Annotated in this window: 15 protein-coding genes; 8 read left to right on the top strand and 7 right to left on the bottom strand. The window is 59.3% G+C overall.

Annotation, left to right across the window (positions count from 1 at the left end):
* Nucleotides 1-161 precede the first annotated feature (161 nt).
* The 4 genes from hrpA (at nucleotide 162) to JFT81_RS12415 (ending at nucleotide 6,588) form a co-directional block, all read left to right on the top strand.
* On the top strand, nucleotides 162-4,073 hold the full coding sequence (gene hrpA, locus JFT81_RS12430) for an ATP-dependent RNA helicase HrpA (protein WP_201227538.1): 3,912 nt from the start codon (nucleotides 162-164) through the stop codon (nucleotides 4,071-4,073).
* Nucleotides 4,074-4,476: 403 nt separating this feature from the next.
* Nucleotides 4,477-5,598 carry a beta-ketoacyl-ACP synthase III gene (locus JFT81_RS12425; protein ID WP_201227537.1) on the top strand — a complete coding sequence of 374 codons (1,122 nt, stop codon included), beginning with the start codon at nucleotides 4,477-4,479 and terminating at the stop codon, nucleotides 5,596-5,598.
* A gap of 145 nt (nucleotides 5,599-5,743) precedes the next feature.
* Entirely contained in the window at nucleotides 5,744-6,355 is a 612-nt protein-coding gene (locus JFT81_RS12420; protein WP_201201573.1) for an RNA polymerase sigma factor, read from the top strand.
* A complete protein-coding gene (locus tag JFT81_RS12415; RefSeq protein WP_201227536.1) occupies nucleotides 6,349-6,588 on the top strand; it encodes a zf-HC2 domain-containing protein in 240 nt (79 codons plus the stop codon). Before JFT81_RS12420 ends, JFT81_RS12415 begins: the two co-directional genes overlap by 7 nt.
* Before the next feature lie 173 nt (nucleotides 6,589-6,761).
* Here the strand turns inward: JFT81_RS12415 and JFT81_RS12410 are convergent, their stop codons facing one another.
* A complete protein-coding gene (locus tag JFT81_RS12410) occupies nucleotides 6,762-8,084 on the bottom strand; it encodes a putative porin (protein WP_201201576.1) in 1,323 nt (440 codons plus the stop codon).
* A gap of 283 nt (nucleotides 8,085-8,367) precedes the next feature.
* Here JFT81_RS12410 and JFT81_RS12405 point away from each other — a divergent pair, with 283 nt between their 5' ends.
* Entirely contained in the window at nucleotides 8,368-9,492 is a 1,125-nt protein-coding gene (locus JFT81_RS12405; protein WP_201227535.1) for a GNAT family N-acetyltransferase, read from the top strand.
* Nucleotides 9,493-9,609: 117 nt separating this feature from the next.
* On the opposite strand, the gene aqpZ is transcribed toward JFT81_RS12405, so the two are convergent.
* The 5 genes from aqpZ to JFT81_RS12380 form a co-directional block, all read right to left on the bottom strand.
* Entirely contained in the window at nucleotides 9,610-10,302 is a 693-nt protein-coding gene (gene aqpZ, locus JFT81_RS12400; protein ID WP_201227534.1) for an aquaporin Z, read from the bottom strand.
* A gap of 227 nt (nucleotides 10,303-10,529) precedes the next feature.
* Nucleotides 10,530-12,362, bottom strand: a complete 1,833-nt coding sequence (locus JFT81_RS12395) for an ABC transporter ATP-binding protein (protein ID WP_201227533.1) — start codon at nucleotides 12,360-12,362, stop codon at nucleotides 10,530-10,532.
* Nucleotides 12,363-12,450: 88 nt separating this feature from the next.
* On the bottom strand, nucleotides 12,451-13,008 hold the full coding sequence (locus JFT81_RS12390; protein WP_201146975.1) for a peptidylprolyl isomerase: 558 nt from the start codon (nucleotides 13,006-13,008) through the stop codon (nucleotides 12,451-12,453).
* A gap of 3 nt (nucleotides 13,009-13,011) precedes the next feature.
* The gene (locus JFT81_RS12385) at nucleotides 13,012-13,815 is read right to left on the bottom strand and encodes an alpha/beta hydrolase (protein ID WP_201227532.1); all 804 of its coding nucleotides are present in this window, start codon (nucleotides 13,813-13,815) and stop codon (nucleotides 13,012-13,014) included.
* Nucleotides 13,816-13,829: 14 nt separating this feature from the next.
* The gene (locus JFT81_RS12380; RefSeq protein ID WP_201227531.1) at nucleotides 13,830-14,753 is read right to left on the bottom strand and encodes a LysR family transcriptional regulator; all 924 of its coding nucleotides are present in this window, start codon (nucleotides 14,751-14,753) and stop codon (nucleotides 13,830-13,832) included.
* 49 nt (nucleotides 14,754-14,802) lie between these two features.
* Between JFT81_RS12380 and JFT81_RS12375 the strand changes: the two genes are divergently transcribed.
* The 3 genes from JFT81_RS12375 (at nucleotide 14,803) to JFT81_RS12365 (ending at nucleotide 17,130) form a co-directional block, all read left to right on the top strand.
* Nucleotides 14,803-15,117 carry a 3-phosphoglycerate kinase gene (locus JFT81_RS12375; protein WP_201146977.1) on the top strand — a complete coding sequence of 105 codons (315 nt, stop codon included), beginning with the start codon at nucleotides 14,803-14,805 and terminating at the stop codon, nucleotides 15,115-15,117.
* Nucleotides 15,118-15,347: 230 nt separating this feature from the next.
* Nucleotides 15,348-15,947: an FMN-dependent NADH-azoreductase gene (locus JFT81_RS12370; RefSeq protein ID WP_201227530.1), complete on the top strand. Its 600-nt coding sequence runs from the start codon at nucleotides 15,348-15,350 to the stop codon at nucleotides 15,945-15,947.
* 325 nt (nucleotides 15,948-16,272) lie between these two features.
* Nucleotides 16,273-17,130 (top strand): carboxylate/amino acid/amine transporter, encoded by an 858-nt coding sequence (locus JFT81_RS12365; protein WP_201227529.1) that lies wholly within the window; start codon nucleotides 16,273-16,275, stop codon nucleotides 17,128-17,130.
* Nucleotides 17,131-17,219: 89 nt separating this feature from the next.
* Here JFT81_RS12365 and JFT81_RS12360 read toward each other — a convergent pair whose 3' ends face one another.
* Complete coding sequence (locus tag JFT81_RS12360; protein ID WP_201227528.1) at nucleotides 17,220-18,518, bottom strand: mechanosensitive ion channel family protein; 1,299 nt, start codon at nucleotides 18,516-18,518, stop codon at nucleotides 17,220-17,222.
* Nucleotides 18,519-18,552 lie beyond the last annotated feature (34 nt).

The raw sequence follows: 18,552 nt of genomic DNA, 5'->3' as shown, positions 1-18,552 counted from the left end.
TCGTTCAGGTCGAAGTAGCTCTGAAGCAACCCCCGGTCGGTCCCCTCTACCCCTGGGAGAGGGCTAGGGTGAGGGCAGGCAATCCCCCTGACACGCCACAAATTCGCCAAATCTGCGACAATCGGTCCCCTGCACAAATAGACGACCGAATTGCGTACCCGATGACCGACGAATCGCCCTCCATCGACAAACTGCTGAAAAACCTCGACCACGCCATGCTCGCCGACCGCCATCGGCTGCGGCGGCAGTTGCTTGAGCTGCGTAAAAAGCCCGATGAGGCCAAGTTGGCTCAATGGGTGACGCGGATGCAGGCATCCTGTGATCAGGTACTGGCGCGCAAGGCCAGCCTGCCGGTGATTCGTTACGACGACAGCCTGCCGATTGCGGCCAAGCGCGACGAAATCAAAAAAGCGCTGGAACAGCACCAGGTGCTGATCATCGCGGGCGAAACCGGCTCGGGTAAAACCACGCAGTTGCCGAAAATCTGTCTGGAAATCGGTCGTGGCCAGCACGGCTTGATCGGGCATACCCAGCCACGTCGAATTGCTGCACGCAGTGTCGCCAGTCGCGTCGCCGAAGAACTCGGCACGCCGCTCGGTTCGTTGGTCGGCTATCAAGTGCGCTTCGAAGATCAAAGCGATTCCAACACCCTGATCAAACTGATGACCGACGGCATCCTGCTGGCGGAAACCCAGAATGATCGCTATCTCGAACGTTACGACACGATCATCGTCGACGAAGCCCACGAACGCAGCCTCAACATCGACTTCCTGCTCGGTTACCTGAAAACCCTGCTGCCGCGGCGCCCGGATCTGAAAGTCATCATCACTTCGGCGACCATCGATCTGGAGCGTTTCTCCAAGCATTTCGACGATGCGCCGATTGTTGAAGTGTCCGGCCGTACCTTCCCGGTCGATACCTGGTATCGCCCGCTGACGCTGGAGCAGGACGAAGAGGGCAACCGTGTTGAAGATGACCTGACTGTCGATCAGGCCATTCTTGCCACCCTCGACGAAATTGCCGCGTACGAGCGCAGTGAGCGTCGCAGTCCGGGGGACGTGCTGGTGTTCCTGCCCGGCGAGCGGGAAATTCGCGACGCTGCCGACATGCTGCGCAAGGCCCAGCTCAAACACACCGAAATTCTGCCGTTGTACGCGCGCTTGTCGCCGGCCGAACAGCAGCGGATTTTTCAGTCGCACCCGGGGCGTCGCGTGGTGTTGGCGACCAACGTCGCCGAAACGTCGCTGACGGTGCCGGGCATCCGTTACGTGATCGACAGCGGCACTGCGCGCATCAGCCGTTACAGCTACCGCGCCAAGGTTCAGCGCCTGCCGATCGAAGCAATCTCCCAGGCCAGTGCCAACCAGCGTAAAGGTCGCTGTGGCCGGGTCGAGCCGGGTATCTGCATTCGTTTGTACAGCGAAGAAGATTTCCTCGGCCGCCCGGAATTTACTGATCCGGAAATTCTGCGCACTAACCTCGCCGCCGTTATTTTGCAGATGCTGCATTTGCGTCTCGGCGAGATCACCGCATTCCCGTTCATCGAGCCGCCGGATGGCAAGGCGATCAGCGACGGTTTCAACCTGCTGCAAGAACTCTCGGCGGTCGATCGCAACAGTCAGTTGACCCCATTGGGCCGCCAATTGGCGCGCCTGCCGGTCGACCCGCGCATGGGCCGCATGCTGCTTGAAGCGGCAAAACTCGGCAGCTTGCAGGAAGTACTGATCGTCGCCAGCGCCATGTCGATCCAGGACCCGCGCGAGCGTCCGCCGGAGCGGCAGCAAGCGGCAGATCAGGCCCATGCGCAATGGAAAGATGTCGATTCCGACTTCGCCGGGCTGGTCAATTTGTGGCGTGGTTTTGAAGAGCAGCGCCAGGCGTTGACCGCGAGCCCGCTGCGCAATTGGTGCCGGAAGAACTTCCTCAACTATCTGCGTCTGCGCGAGTGGCGCGATTCCCATCGCCAGTTGAGCCTGATCTGCCGCGACATGCAGTTGAGCCTCAATAAAGAGCCGGCGGATTACCCGAAACTGCACAAAGCGGTGCTGGTGGGACTGCTCAGCCAAATCGGCCAGAAAACCGAGGACGGCGATTACCTTGGCGCGCGGCAGCGCCGTTTCTGGATTCATCCGTCGTCGGGCATCGGCAAGAAACGCCCGCAATGGCTGATGACCGCCGAGCTGGTGGAAACCACCAAGCTCTATGCGCGCATGGTCGCCAAGATCGACGCCGACTGGATTGAACCGCTGGCCGGGCACCTGATCAAGAAAAACCACTTCGAACCGCATTGGGAGAAGAAGCGCGGTCAGGTCGTCGCGTTCGAGCAGATCACGCTGTTCGGGCTGATCGTGGTCGGCCGTCGGCCGGTGCATTACGGCCCGGTGGACCCGGTGGTCTCGCGTGAACTGTTTATCCGCGAAGGTCTGGTGCGTGGCGAGATTCAATCGAAAGCCAAATGCCTGACCGCTAACAAGCAACTGCTGGAACAACTCGACGAACTCGAAGCCAAGGCCCGTCGCCGGGATATTCTCGCCGACGAAGAAACCTTGTACGCCTTCTACGATGCGCGGCTGCCGGCGGAGATTCACCAGACCGCGACCTTCGACAGTTGGTATCGCGTCAACAGCCAGAAAGATCCGCAACTGCTGATCATGCGCGAAGAAGACGTGCTGGCCCGCGAGGCCAGTGAAGTCACCGCGCTGCATTACCCGGACACCTTGCACATTGGTGATCTGGAGCTGGCGCTGACCTATCACTTCGAACCCAATCACCCGCGCGATGGCGTGACCCTGCGCGTACCGGCGCCGTTGTTGCCGATGCTGCCGCCGGAGCGTCTGGAATGGCTGGTGCCGGGGCTGATCGAGGCCAAGTGCATCGCCCTCGTGCGCAACTTGCCGAAAGCGTTGCGCAAGAATTTCGTGCCGGTGCCCGACTTCATCAAGGCTGCTTTGCAACGCATGACGTTTGCCGAGGGTTCGCTGCCGCAAGCGCTGGGCCGCGAGCTGTTGCGCATGACCGGTGCGCGGGTCAGCGACGAAGCGTGGGCGGAAGCTGCGCAGCAAGTCGAAGGGCATCTGCGGATGAACCTGGAAATCGTCGACGGCCAAGGCAAGTTCCTTGGCGAAGGGCGTGATCTGGCCGAACTGACCGCACGGTTTGCCGAAGCCAGTCAGGCTGCATTGGCCGTGCCGCAGAGCGCGAAAAGTCAGCAACCGGTGGAAGCGAAAGTCTTCGCGCCGGTGGCGGAAAAGACTCAGCAGAAGATTGCCGGACTATCGATGACGGTATATCCGGCGCTGGTGGAAGAGGGCGGCACGGTCAAGGAAGGGCGGTTTTCGACCCCGGCCGAAGCCGAGTTCCAGCATCGTCGCGCGTTGCAGCGGTTGTTGATGCAGCAACTGGCCGAGCCGGCCAAGTTCTTGCGCGGAAAATTGCCGGGGCAGACTGAGCTGGGCCTGCTCTATCGCGACTTGGGTCGCGTCGATGCGCTGGTCGAGGACATTCTGCTGGCCAGTCTCGACAGCTGCATTCTTGACGGTGAAGACCCGTTGCCGCGTGATGGCGCCGGCTTGGCGGCGCTGGCTGAGCGCAAACGCGGCAATTGGACCGAGCACGCCGAGCGTGTGGCGCGGTTGACCCTGGAAATCCTGAAGATCTGGCACGGTTTGCAAAAGCGCTTCAAGGGCAAGATCGATCTGGCCCAGGCTGTCGCGCTGAACGACATCAAGCAGCAGATCAGTCATCTGGTCTACCCGGGATTCGTTCGGGAAACGCCGATGCAGTGGCTCAAGGAGCTGCCGCGTTATCTGAAAGCGGTTGAGCAGCGTTTCGAGAAACTCGGCGCGCAGGTGCAGAAGGACCGGGTCTGGAGCGGTGAGCTCGCCGGGCTCTGGGCGCAATACCAGACTCGCGCGGCCAAGCATGCGCAGGAAGGCAAACGTGATCCGCAACTTGAGCTGTATCGCTGGTGGCTGGAGGAATACCGGGTGTCGCTGTTTGCCCAGCAGTTGGGCACCAAGGTTCCTATCTCCGACAAACGCCTGAATAAGCAATGGACCCAGGTCGAGCCGTGATCTTGAGGATACGCAACTCCTCTTGTGGGGGCGGCTTTTGTGGCGAGGGGATTTATCCCGGATGGGTGGCGAAGCCGCCCCAAAATCGGTCATCTCAGTCCTTCAGTTGAAATGAGTGTGATTGTTTGGCGACTGCTTCGCAGCCGATCGGGGATAAATCCCCTCGCCACACAGGCTCACTCCTACAGGGAAATGGGGTGGTGCTTGAGAAAGGGGCCAAAACCTCGGCTTTATGGCAAACTTCGCGACCATAAACACCCGTTTCGCGACCCAGAGCCTTCGGCCACCTCGCGCAGCGGAATAAAGCGATGCCAGGTTTGCGTCCCCCGGATGGGAATAGACCCTTTGTGTGTTGGTACGACGGTTCCAGCACTTTCTGCCTGAACAGATTAGAGAAACGACCATGCATAACGTCGTCATCAGCGGCACCGGCCTGTACACCCCGGCCAACAGCATCTCCAACGAAGAGCTGGTGCAGTCTTTCAATACCTACGTCGCGCAGTTCAACGCGGACAACGCCGAGGCCATCGCCAGCGGTGAAGTCCAGGCCCTGACCGAATCCAGCGCCGCGTTCATCGAAAAAGCCTCGGGCATCAAAAGCCGCTTTGTCATGGACAAGGACGGCATCCTCGATCCACAGCGCATGGCCCCGCGTCTGCCGGAGCGCTCCAACGACGAGTGGTCGGTACTTTGCCAAATGGCCATCGGCGCAGCCGAGCAAGCCCTGCAGCGTGCCGGCAAAACCGCCGCTGACATCGACGGCGTGATCGTCGCCTGCTCCAACCTGCAACGCGCTTACCCGGCCATCGCCATTGAAGTCCAGGAAGCCCTGGGCATTCAGGGTTTCGGTTTCGACATGAACGTGGCCTGTTCATCGGCGACCTTCGGCATTCAAGCCGCCGCCAACAGCGTGCAGCTGGGCCAGGCCCGGGCGATTCTGATGGTCAACCCGGAAGTCTGCACCGGTCACCTGAACTTCCGTGACCGCGACAGCCACTTCATCTTCGGCGACGCCGCGACTGCGGTGATCATCGAGCGCGCTGACACCGCGACCTCCAAGCACCAATTTGACGTGGTCAGCACCAAACTGCTGACCAAGTTCTCCAACAACATACGTAACAACTTCGGTTTTCTTAATCGCGCGGCGGAAGAGGGCATCGGCACTCGCGACAAGCTGTTCGTGCAGGAAGGCCGCAAGGTGTTCAAGGATGTGTGCCCGATGGTCGCCGAGTTGATCGGCGAGCATCTGCAAGAGAACCAACTCAACGTCGGCGACGTGAAACGCTTCTGGCTGCACCAGGCCAACCTGAGCATGAACCACCTGATCGTGCGCAAACTACTCGGTCGCGAAGCCACTGAAGAAGAGGCACCGGTGATCCTCGACACCTACGCCAACACCAGCTCGGCGGGTTCGGTGATTGCCTTCCACAAGTATCAGGATGATCTGGCCAGTGGTTCGCTGGCAGTGTTGAGTTCGTTCGGTGCAGGTTACTCGATCGGTAGCGTGATTCTGCGCAAACGTTGAAAAGCGGTTTAATTTCCTCTATCGCGCTGATTTTTCCTACATCCGAAACCGTCGGAACGCTGTAGCTTTCGGAAATTGCGGCAGGAGACGCTTTTAGCGAGTCCTGCCGTTATCATTTTCGACGTCGCAACAAGGAGATTGATCGATGGCGGCTGACGACACCCAACTGCTCGTGCGTTTGCTGGCAGGCGAGCAGCAGGCTTTCAAGGAACTGGTCACGACCTATCAAAGCGCGATGCGCGCCGTCGCGTATGCGATCGTCGGCCAGCGTCATGTCGAGGAAGTGGTGCAGGACGCCTGGCTGTCGGTGGTACGCCATATTGGCAGCTTCGAGGGCCGTTCCAGTCTCAAGACCTGGTTACTGACCATCACCGCCAACTCGGCCAAGAGTCGCTACAAGCTCAATCGCCGCGAAGTGCTGATGGATGACCTGCCGTCGCCCCACGGCACTATTGATGATGACCGTTTTTCTCCTGGTGATGGCCATTGGCTGGTGGCGCCTTTCGCCTGGCATCAGGACACCCCGGAGGCGCTGTTGACCGAAAGCGAGTTGCGCGAGTGCCTGGAGCGCACGCTGCTGAGCCTGTCGGAACTGCAAAGCAGTGTTTTGTTGCTGCGCGAACGTCAGGGTCTTGAACTGGAAGAGATCTGTAATCTTCTGGAGATCTCGCTCTCCAATGTCCGAGTGCTGCTGCATCGTGCGCGGCTGAAAGTCTTCGCGACCGTGGAGCATTTTGAGGAGACCGGGGAATGTTGACCTGTAAGGAACAAGTAGCGCGCTCCAGTGATTATCTCGATGGCCAGTTGAACTTCCGCGAGAAGCTGATGGTGCGTCATCACCTGATGTTTTGCCCCAACTGCAGGCGCTTCATTCGTCAGATGCGCTTGATGCAAGCCACCTTGAAGGCCATGCCGCATGAGCCTGTAGAAGATGTCGATGCGCTGGCTGAACGACTGGCCGAACAGCGCCGTAAAGACAAGCCCCTGTAGGAACTGCGAAGGCTGCGATCTTTTGATCTTGTTTGTTCAGATCAAAAGATCGCAGCCTTCGGCAGCTCTTACAGGGGTTTTTGCATCCTGCAAAAATAGCCTGGCGCGGGTGAAACGAACGGATGATGGGGATCGTCCCGCCCGAACCAGACTAAAGAAGAGCAACTGCTTTTTTAGAACTTGGCTTCCGCGTCCAGCTGCAGGGTGTTGGTGTCTGCGTCACGCTGGGTTCGGCTGGCGAAGTCGGCCTTGGTCAGGAAGTACGTGGCGCCGAGGGCGAAGTTCTTGTCGATGTCGTAACCGACCTTGAACTTGTGACCACGCGAACCCGTGGTGCCGTTGGCGAAGTCGGAGTCAGTGAACGCGCCGACCACAGCGTTGCGCTGCACGTCACGATAGTTGTAATCGAGGTTGAAGCCGAAAACTTTCGACTTGGCACCGAGCAACCACGCCGTGTCCTGATCGGTGACGGCATCGTTGTTCTTCACGTACTGACCGTAGAACGACAGTGGCATTGGCAGGCCGCCGATGTCGATCTGGCTGAAACCCTCATACAGACGGAATTGGTTGTTGGCGGAGTTGCCGTTGACCGCCAGCGCGCACGGGGTGGAAGTGCCGGTGCAGCGGCTGTCTTCGTCGTTCTGGTAGGCGTAGACGCTGCCGCCCAGGGTCAGTTTCAGGTTGTCGGTAAGCGCCAGGCGGCTACCCAACTGGCCAGCGGTCAGACGCAAGTCGTGACGGAATTGCACGCCTTCGCCGTCGACGTTGTCCTTGAGGGTGTAGTTGCCCAGGCTGCCGAACAGTTCGGCGCTGCTGCCCAATGGGTATTTGTAGGTAACGGCCAGACCTTCCGGGTTGATGTCGCTATCCCAGATCACGTCGCCCATGCTCACCCACGGTTGCATCATCTTGCCGCCGATCACGTGCAGGTTCTTGATCGCGTCCGGGTGGTAGTCGATGTAACCGAGGTCGAGCCAGATCTGCTTCTTGTCGAAGTAGTTGTCCATGTCCTGGTTGGTCGAGCGAGCGTCATCGCCGCCGCCGGTGGCGATACGGATGCCGGTGTCGACTTGCGGGTTGATCTCGCTGTAGGCACCCAGACGGGCACGGATGCGTTGGCGATCCTTGTCGCGGCCGCCATTGTTGGACTCGCCGTCGATCTTGACGGTCTCCTGACGGATACGCACATCGCCCTTGAACTGAGTCTTGGCGGCCCACGCCAGTTTCTGGTCGAAAGCGCTTTGTTCGTTGGTCTTCTTCGCGACAGCCGCGACTTGTTCATTGGTCTCTTGCTGCGCCTGCTGCGCGATTTGCTGAGCCTTCTGATCCTTGGCCAGTTCAGTTTGCAGTTCTACGTACTGCGCTTGGGAAATCGAACCGTTGGCCTTGAGCATGTCGAGCAGTTTGGCGTCGACTGCGGCACTGGCCGGAACACTCATGGCCAGCAACAGGCCACCGCACAGGGCCGCCGCAGTTTTCGTGGAAGCAAGACGCATAGCAATCTCCGAAGATGAGAGAGGATGGCTGAACCATCCTGGGCACAACCGACGATTTGGACGTCGGAAAACAGTGTCCGGGTAGAACCCGGCGCTCTAAAAACAGGCGCCAGTATCGCGATGGTTTATGACAGAGCAGTGGCACAGTGATGGCAGGTTGATGACGTTGCGGTCTGGCCTTGAACGATTGATCTAGAGCGCTGTCGGCCGATTGCGGGTGTGCGAAGCAGCGCAATCGGCGATACTCGCCGGGCGCCGAAACCCAGATGTGGAGAGCCAGTTGATGCCGTTGCAACGCCTGCAAAACCTGTCAGAAATCGCCCCGGCTACCTGGAACGCACTGGTGCCGGAGAATCAGCCGTTTCTACGCCATGCCTTTCTCAGTGCATTGGAAGACAGCGGCAGCGTCGGCCCCCACACCGGTTGGCAACCGGAGCACTTGCTGCACATGGAAGACGACCGGCTGATAGCCGCGTTGCCCTGCTACCGCAAGTGGCATTCCTACGGCGAATACGTGTTTGATCATGGCTGGGCCGATGCCTGTGCCCGCGCCGGGATTGATTACTACCCCAAACTGTTGACCGCCGTACCCTTCAGCCCGGTCAGCGGGCCGAGGCTGTTGGCTGCGAACGTTGAGGACGGTTTCGAGCTGCTGAAGAGCTTGCCGGGGTATCTCGAAATCGAAGGGCTCTCCAGCGCGCACATCAATTTCACCGACCCGTTCACCGATGCCGCGATGGCCGAGCAATCGGATTGGTTACAGCGCATCGGCTGTCAGTATCACTGGCAGAATCGCGGTTACCGCGACTTTCAGGATTTCCTTGATGTGCTCAGTTCGCGCAAGCGCAAACAGATGCGCAAGGAACGCGAGCAAGTGGCGGCGCAGGGCTTCGAGTTTGAATGGCTGCCAGGGCGCGAACTGGACGAAGCGCAGTGGGATTTTGTCTATGCCTGTTACGCCAATACCTATGCGGTGCGTCGGCAAACGCCTTATTTGACGCGGGAGTTTTTCAGTTTGCTGGCTGAACGTATGCCTGAATCGATTCGCGTGGTGCTGGCGAAACAGGGATCACGGCCGGTGGCGATGGCGTTCAGTCTGGTCGGTGGGGACAGTTTCTACGGGCGATATTGGGGGTGTCTGGCGGAGTTTGACCGGCTGCATTTCGAGACGTGTTTTTACCAGGGCATGGACTACGCGATAGCGCAGGGTTACCAGCGTTTCGATGCCGGTGCTCAAGGCGAGCACAAACTGATTCGCGGTTTCGAACCGGTGATCACCCATTCCTGGCACTACCTGCGGCATCCGGGTTTGAAAGCAGCAGTGAAGGATTTCCTGCAACAGGAACGCGCCGGCATCCTCGCCTATGCCGAAGAAGCGAAAACCGCCTTGCCCTACCGCCAAACCTAGATCCCTTGCAGGAGCCGAGCTTGCTCGCGAAAGCGGTGGGTCAGTCGCGCAAGTATCGACTGACGCGACGCTTTCGCGAGCAAGCTCGACTCCTACAGGGTTAAGTGTTTGCCTTGGTTACTCTTCTTTGCCCAACCAGCGGTAGATCCCGCCGCCCACCACCGCGCCCAGCAGCGGCGCGACCCAGAACATCCACAACTGCGCGATCGCCCAGCCGCCGACCATCAGCGCCGGCCCGGTGCTGCGCGCCGGGTTGACCGAGGTGTTGGTGACGGGAATGGAGATCAGGTGGATCAGGGTCAGGCCCAGGCCGATGGCAATCGGTGCCAGCCCCGGAGGCGCTCGTTTGTCGGTGGCGCCAAGGATGATGATCACGAACATCCCGGTCATCACCAGTTCCGTGACAAACCCGGCCGCCATCGAATACTTGCCCGGCGAGTGCTCGCCATAACCGTTGGAGGCGAGGCCGGCGGCGATGTCAAAACCCTCCCTGCCGCTGGCGATGTAGTAAAGCAGCGCTGCGGCCAGAATCGCGCCCAGCACTTGGGCGATGATGTAGGCAGGCAGTTCTCTGGCCGGAAACCGACCTCCGACAAACAGACCGACCGACACGGCCGGGTTGAGATGACATCCGCTGATGTGACCAATGGCGAACGCCATGGTCAACACCGTCAAACCAAAGGCCAGGGCCACCCCCAGCACGCCGATTCCCAGTGGCGACGACGCGGCGATCACCGCACTGCCACACCCACCCAGTACCAACCAGAACGTACCCAGCAACTCCGTGACTGAACGTTTGAACAGAGACATGAGAAGAGTCCTTGATAGCGCTGCTATCGAGACTGCATCGGGTTGTGCGTCCTTGCAGACTTACGACAGGCTCCGTTCCGAAGCCTTGGCTGAGTACAGCAGGGTTTTAACGGATTTCCAGCGGCTACAAAAAGCAAAGATCGCAGCCTGCGGCAGTTGCTACAGGGGAACGCATTCCAATGTAGGAGCTGCCGCAGGCTGCGATCTTTTGATCTTATGGTTTTGGATCAGTCGATCCCGACAAACCCTCCGGTCTGGTGCGCCCACAACCGCGCATACAACCCGCGATGCGCCAGCAGTTCGGCGTGGGTGCCGCTCTCGGCAATCTTGCCGTTCTCCAGCACCACCAGCCGATCCATGCGGGCGATGGTCGAGAGCCGGTGCGCAATCGCGATCACGGTTTTGCCCTGCATCAGGGTTTCCAGGCTTTCCTGAATCGCCGCCTCGACTTCCGAGTCGAGTGCCGAGGTCGCCTCATCCATGATCAGGATCGGAGCATCCTTGAGCAGCACCCGTGCGATGGCGATGCGTTGACGTTGACCACCGGACAGCTTCACCCCGCGCTCACCGACGTGCGCGTCGAAGCCGGTGCGGCCTTCCGCATCCGACAGCAACGGAATGAACTCATCGGCGCGCGCCTTGTGCACCGCGTCCCACAACTCGGCATCGGTGGCATCCGGTTTGCCGTACAACAAATTGTCGCGGATCGAACGGTGCAGCAACGAGGTGTCCTGAGTGATCATGCCGATCCGTGCTCGCAGGCTTTCCTGGCCGACGTCGGCGATGTTCTGGCCGTCGATCAGGATACGTCCGCCCTCGACGTCGTAGAGGCGCAGCAAGAGGTTGACCAAGGTCGATTTACCGGCGCCGGACGGTCCGATCAGGCCGATTTTTTCACCCGGTTTGATAGTCAGGTTGAGGTCGCCGATGATGCCTTTCTTCTTGCCGTAGTGAAAATCCACGTGCTCGAAACGCACTTCGCCACTCGCCACGGCGAGCGGTTTGGCCTGCTCGCGATCGGTGACGCTGACCGGTTGCGAAATGGTCTGCAAACCGTCCTGAACCATGCCGATGTTTTCGAAAATGCCGGTAACCACCCACATGATCCAGCCAGACATGTTGACGATGCGGATCACCAGCCCCGTCGCCAGGGCAATCGCGCCGACGGTGATCAGCGACTGCGTCCACAGCCACAGCGCCAGAGCGGTAGTGCCGACGATCAGCAGGCCGTTCATGGTGGTGATCGCCACGTCCATGCTGGTGACTACGCGACCGGCCATTTGCGCTTTGACGGTCTGTTCTTCGATGGCTTCCCTGGCGTAGTGCTGTTCGAAATTGGTGTGGGCGAACAGCTTCAGCGTGGCGATGTTGGTGTAACCGTCAACGATCCGTCCCATCAGCTTCGAGCGGGCGTCGGAAGCTTCTACCGAACGTTCTTTCACCCGAGGCACGAAGTAGTAGAGCGCGCCGATGTAAGCGGCGATCCACACCAGCAGCGGGATCATCAGACGCCAGTCGGCCTCGGCGAACAACACCAGCGCACTGATCGCGTAGATCACCACGTGCCATAGCGCATCGACCGCTTGCACTGCCGAATCGCGCAGCGAGTTGCCGGTCTGCATGATGCGTTGGGCGATGCGCCCGGCGAAGTCGTTCTGGAAGAAGTTAAGGCTCTGCTTGAGCACATAGCTGTGGTTCTGCCAGCGGATCATGCTGGTCATGCCGGGGCTCAGGGTCTGATGCACCAGCAGGTCGTGCAGGCCGAAGAAGATCGGGCGCAGTACGAGGGCAACCACCACCATCCACGTCAGTTCGAGGGCATGGTCTCTGAAAAAATTCGGGTTCGGCGTGCCTTGCGCCAGGTCGATGATGCGGCTCAGGTAACTGAACAGCGCCACTTCGATCAGCGCGGCGAACAAGCCGACGACCAGCAGGGCGGCAAAGCTCGGCCAGACCTGCTTCAGGTAATAGGTATAGAAGGGCCAGACACGATCCGGCGGGGAAGCGGTGGGGGCGTCACGGAAGATGTCGATAAGTTGTTCGAAACGGCGATAGAGCATCAGATAACCGCCCGGAGCACGGGCTCTCCTTTTATCGGTGTGAGCGGCGTGAGGTTGAGTTCACGCCGCTCGATACGCCCTGTAAAGCTTAGTCGATGACTTTGGCCGACTTGATGAACACAGGGTCGGAAGGCACGTTTTGCATGCCTTGTTTGGTGGTGGTTGGCGAGTTGACGATGATGTCGACGACGTCCATGCCTTTGACCACTTTGCCGAACACTGCGTAGCCATCGCCCTGGTCGAGGAAGTCGTTGTCCTTGACGTTGATGAAGAACTGGCTGGTCGCCGAATCAGGTACGGAAGTGCGAGCCATGGACAAGGTGCCACGAACGTTGGCCAGACCGTTTTTGTGTTCGTTCTTGATAGGAGCCTTGGTTTCTTTTTGCTGCATCTGTTGAGTGAAACCGCCGCCCTGGACCATAAAGCCCGGGATCACTCGGTGGAAAATCGTGTTGTTGTAGAAGCCGCTGTTCACGTAATCCAGAAAGTTTTTGGTACTGATCGGCGCCTTGACCGGATCCAGTTCGATTTCGATCTGGCCGTTGGTGGTCTCCAGCAGCACATGCGGTGCCTTGGCTGGCGTGGCAGCCATCAGGTTGGCGGCGAACAGCACGGTACCGGCGGCGAGGGCGAGTTTTTTCAACATGGGTCAGTGATCCTGAGATTGAATATCGGCTGCGGCAAGAAACTCCAGCAGCGTTTGATTGAAGCGTTCGGGTTGATCGAGCGGGGTGGCGTGGCGCGAATCGGCGATCACCACCAGCCGCGCATTCGGTAGCAGTTTTACATAGGTTTCTTTCAGTGCCACCGGTGTGTAGTCGCGGTCGGCGCTGACGATGAGGGTTGGACAGGTCACTCGGGAAAGTCGTTCCTGAACCCCCCAACCCACAATCGCATCGAAGCTGGCGAGATAAGCACGTTTGTCGTTTTTTGCCCAGCGTTCGGCCATCTTCTGCCGCAGATCGGCTTGTTCCGGTTTCGGAAAAAGTTTGCTGCCCAGCGCTTTGCCGATGGTCGCCAGACTGAGCACGCGCATCAGGCTCCAGCGTTTGAACCACTGCCAGTAGTCGTCGCGGCTGCGCACTTTGACTTCGGGGGCGCTGTTGACGATGGTCAGACTCTTGAGCCATTGCGGCTGATCGACGCCGAGCTGGAAACCGATCATGCCGCCCATCGACAGTCCGACATAGTGCACCGGGCCAAGCTTCAGGTGTTCGATCAGCGCCAGCATATCGGCGCTGAATCCCGCGATGCTGTAACGCTCACGCGGTTTGTCCGAGCGACCGTGGCCACGGATGTCCGGGACGATCACCCGATAGTGCGCGGCCAGCGCCGGGATCTGCATTTCCCAGTCCAGCGTGCTCGAGCCGAGCCCGTGAACCAGCAGCAACGGCGTACCGTGGCCATATTCCTCGTAGTGCAGGTTGCAACCTTCATGTTCGAAATAGGCCATCGGTGAACTCCGTGTCAGGCTTGTTCGGGGGCGGCAAACGGCGCGTCCAAAGGCAATGTATCGAAAGTGCGCAGCAGCTCGATAAGGATTTGCGTGGCCGGGCCCAGCGGTTTGTCCTTGTTTGAATACAGATAGAAGCTAGGGTTGCGGCTGCCGCCCTGATCCAACGGTAGCAGCTTGAGCGTGCCTTCTTTCAATTCGCGTTCGATCATGTGTCGTGGCAGCCAGGCGAACCCCAGGCCACTGCTGACAAACGTGGCGGCGGTGGCGAGGCTGCCGACGGTCCAGCGCTGTTCGGCGCCGAGCCAGCCAACGTCGCGTGGTTGTTGGCGACCAGAGTCGCGGATCACCACTTGCATCTGGGTTTCCAGATCCTGAAAGTTCAGTTCACGATTAAGCCGATGCAAGGCGTGATCCGGGTGGGCGACGGCGACAAACTCGACATCGCTCAACTCTGCGCCGAGGTAGCCGGGAATGCTCAGCCCCGTGATTGCCAGATCGGCCACGCCTTCAAGCAGCACTTCTTCGACACCCGACAGCACTTCTTCACGTAGTCGCACCCGGCAGCCACGGCTCTGCGGCATGAACGCGGTCAACGCACGCACGATACGCGCGCTCGGATAGGCCGCGTCGACCACCAGCCGCACCTCGGCCTCCCAGCCTTGCTCCATATGATGGGCGAGGTCTTCCAGTTGACTGGCCTGTTTCACCAGTTGCCGCGAGCGGCGCAGCAACACGCCGCCGGCTTCGGTGAGCACCGCTTTACGCCCATCGATGCGCAGCAGCGGCACGCCGAGCTGGTCCTGCATGCGGGCGACGGTATAGCTCACCGACGATTGCGAACGGTGCAGGGCCTCGGCGGCCTGGGCGAATCCGCCGTGGTCGACCACGGCCTGCAATGTTCGCCATTGATCAAGGGTCACGCGGGGCGCTTTCATCATTAGCTCCTCTTGTCCTAAGCTGGCCGTCCCTCATGGAGACTGCCGAATGAAAAAATTCTGTTGTGTGCTGCTGGCGCTGCTTCCTCTGACCGCTTTTGCATACCCGATCGACGTGCAGAAAAACCTCAATGGCATGAAGATCGACTACGAAACCTACGATACCGATAACGACATCGGCTCCATCAAAGTCGTCAACTACGGTGATGTCGATGCACTCTGCAAAGCAGTGTTCAGCAATGGCCCGGAAGCGCCACGCACCCGCAGTATCGAGGTGCCGGCCGGTAAGCATAAAAACGCCACGGCCAAGTTTTCCCGCTCCATCATCAAGCTGCGCATCGAACTGAGCTGCACCCCGAAATAACACCGTATTTACCTGTGGGAGCGAGCCTGCTCGCGAAGACGTAGTGCCAGTCGACACATTCCTTGACTGACACACCGCTTTCGCGAGCAGGCTCGCTCTCACATGCTCTGGGTGCATCTAAACGAATTATTCGATGCTTTGCAGCAATTATTTGCGCTTTTTCATCGATACAACCCTGTTTAACCTTCACTCCATCGACCTACAACATTCTCGGATGGAGGCTACACACCATGTCCCGCGTTCTGATCATCGAAAGCAGCGCCCGCCAGCAAGATTCGGTATCCCGTCAACTGACCCAGACCTTCATCAGCCAGTGGAAAGCCGCGCACCCCGACGATCAGATCAGCGTGCGTGACCTCGCCGTGAACCCGGTTCCGCACCTGGACAGCAACCTGTTGGGCGGCTGGATGAAACCCGCCGAACAGCGCAGCGACAGCGAACAATCGTCGCTGGACCGCTCCAACCAGTTGACCGATGAATTGCTCGCCGCCGATGTGCTGGTGATGGCCGCGCCGATGTACAACTTCGCTATCCCGAGCACTTTGAAAGCCTGGCTCGACCACGTCCTGCGTGCCGGCGTGACCTTCAAATACACCGAAACCGGCCCGCAAGGTCTGCTCAGCGGCAAACGTGCCTACGTGCTGACCGCTCGCGGCGGGATCTACGCCGGCGGCCCGGCCGATCACCAGGAACCGTATCTGCGTCAGGTCATGGGGTTCATCGGCATCCACGACGTGACCTTCATCCACGCTGAAGGCATGAATTTGGGCGGCGACTTCCAGGAGAAGGGCTTGAATCAGGCCAACGCCAAGCTGTCCCAGGTCGCTTGATATGTTAATCGCCAGATAATCACTGGATGGTCTAGTGCTCTGGCGCAACCCCTTCAAGGTTCCACGCGCATCGAACCTCCCTTTGCACTTGTTGCTCCTGAGTGCTGTAGCCCGATTGAACGCTTTAGCGAGATCGGGCTTTTTTTTGCCTGCGATTCCCCTACCTCAAACAAATCCCCTGTAGGAGCTGCCGTAGGCTGAGATCTTTTGATCTTGTTTTTTAAAATCAAAAGATCGCAGCCTGCGGCAGCTCCTACCGGGGATTTGTGTTGGTTGCAGAATGCAAAACCCGCTATCGTCGCCGCCATTCGAAACAGAGGCGACCATGGGCTATCTACTTTTTGTCACGCTGATCCAGGCGTTTTCCTTCAGCTTGATCGGCGAATACCTGGCCGGTCATGTCGACAGTTACTTCGCCGTGCTGGTGCGCGTGGTGCTGGCCGGGCTGGTGTTTATTCCGTTGACCCGCTGGCGCTCGGTCGAACCGTCATTCATGCGCGGCATGCTGATGATCGGCGCCTTGCAGTTTGGCGTGACCTACGTCTGTCTGTACCTGAGCTTCCGCGTGCTGACGGTGCCGGAAGTGTTGCTGTTCACGATCCTCACGCCTTTGCACGTGACCCTGATCGAAGACGCGCTCAACCGGCGCTTCAATCCATGGGCGCTGGTCGCCGCGCTGGTGGCGGTGGGCGGTGCAGCGGTGATTCGTTTTGACAGCATCAACCCGGACTTCTTCATGGGTTTCCTGCTGCTGCAACTGGCCAACTTCACCTACGCCGCAGGCCAGGTGATGTACAAACATCTGGTGGCGAAACACCCGAGCGATCTGTCGCATTATCGGCGCTTCGGCTTCTTCTACCTCGGCGCGCTGGCGGTGGTATTGCCGGCATTCCTTTTGTTCGGCAAAGCCAACTTCCTGCCGGAAGCGCCGTTGCAATGGGGCGTGTTGCTGTTCCTCGGTCTGGTCTCGACAGCGTTGGGGATGTACTGGTGGAACAAAGGCGCATGCATGGTGAACGGCGGCACGCTGGCGGTGATGAACAACCTGCATGTGCCGGTGGGCTTGTTGCTGAACCTGCTGATCTGGAATCAGCATGAGGAACTGGGCAGGTTGTTCCTCGGCGGTAGCGTCATCCTCGCCGCCGTATGGATCAGCCGATTGGGCATCCGACGCACCGCATAACCCCTGTAGGAGCTGCCGCAGGCTGCGATCTTTTGATCTTTAAAGTCAAAGATCGCAGCCTGCGGCAACTCCTACATTGGGACTTTGGGTTACAGGAGGTGTTTTTGTGGCTCGGGAATGTGGGCTGAGCCGAGTACGGCTGGCAACAACCCCGAACGCAAATCGCCACCACTCGGCTGTTGATACAGACTCAACCCGAACTCCGGCAGCACCGCGAGCAGATAGTCAAAAATATCCCCCTGAATCCGCTCGTAATCGGCCCACACCGTGGTGCTGGTGAAACAGTAGATTTCCAGCGGAATACCCTGCGCCGTGGTTTGCATCTGGCGAACCATGCAGGTCATGTTCGGTTGCACCTCCGGGTGGCTCTTCAGATAGGCCAATGCATAGGCGCGAAAGGTGCCGATGTTGGTCATGCGCCGACGGTTGGCCGACATCGCCGCGACGTTGCCTTGCGCCTCGTTCCACGCCTTGAGCTCGGCTTTCTTGCGGCTCATGTAGCCGCTCAGCAGATGCACCTGGCTCAGCTTTTCCTCTTCATCGTCACGGATGAAGCGCACGCCGCTGGCGTCGATGAACAGACTGCGCTTGATCCGTCGGCCGCCGGATTGCTGCATGCCGCGCCAGTTTCTGAACGACTCGGACATCAGCCGCCACGTCGGGATCGAGACGATGGTCTTGTCGAAATTCTGCACCTTGACCGTGTGTAACGTGATGTCGACCACGTCACCGTCGGCGCCGACTTGCGGCATCTCGATCCAGTCGCCGACCCGCAGCATGTCGTTGCTGGTCAGTTGCACGCTGGCGACGAACGACAGCAGGGTGTCCTTGTAAACCAACAGAATTACCGCCGACATCGCACCCAGACCCGACAGCAGCAACAGCGGCGACCGGTCGATCAGCGTGGCGACGATGATGATCGCGCCGAACACGTACAAGACCATTTTTGCCAATTGCACGTAGCCCTTGATCGAGCGAGTGCGCGCGTGTTCGGTACGGGCGTAGATATCCAGCAGCGCGTTGAGCAAGGCGCTGACCGACAGCAGCAGGAACAGAATGGTGAACGACAGCGCGACGTTGCCAAGGAACGTCATCGCGGTTTTGCTCAGTTCTGGCACCAGGTGCAAGCCGAACTGGATGACCAGCGACGGCGTCATCTGCGCCAGGCGCTGAAACACCTTGTTGTGGCGAAAGTCGTTGATCCAGTGCAGGGAAGGCTGGCGGCCGAGCATGCGACTGGCGTGCAGGATCAGATACCGTGCCACTCGTCCGAGCACCAGCGCGATCACCAACAGCAACATCAGCGCCAGGCCGGATTGCAGAAGCGGGTGTTGTTCGAGGGTGCCCCAGAGGTCCTGGGCGTTGAGCCAGAGCTGTTTGAAATCCATAAGAGAAACGATTCTTCTGTGAGACGCGATGGGC

The sequence above is a fragment of the Pseudomonas sp. TH43 genome (assembly GCF_016650635.1).
In the GTDB taxonomy this organism is placed as follows: Bacteria; Pseudomonadota; Gammaproteobacteria; order Pseudomonadales; family Pseudomonadaceae; genus Aquipseudomonas.
This window is presented reverse-complemented; position numbering and strand designations above follow the sequence as displayed.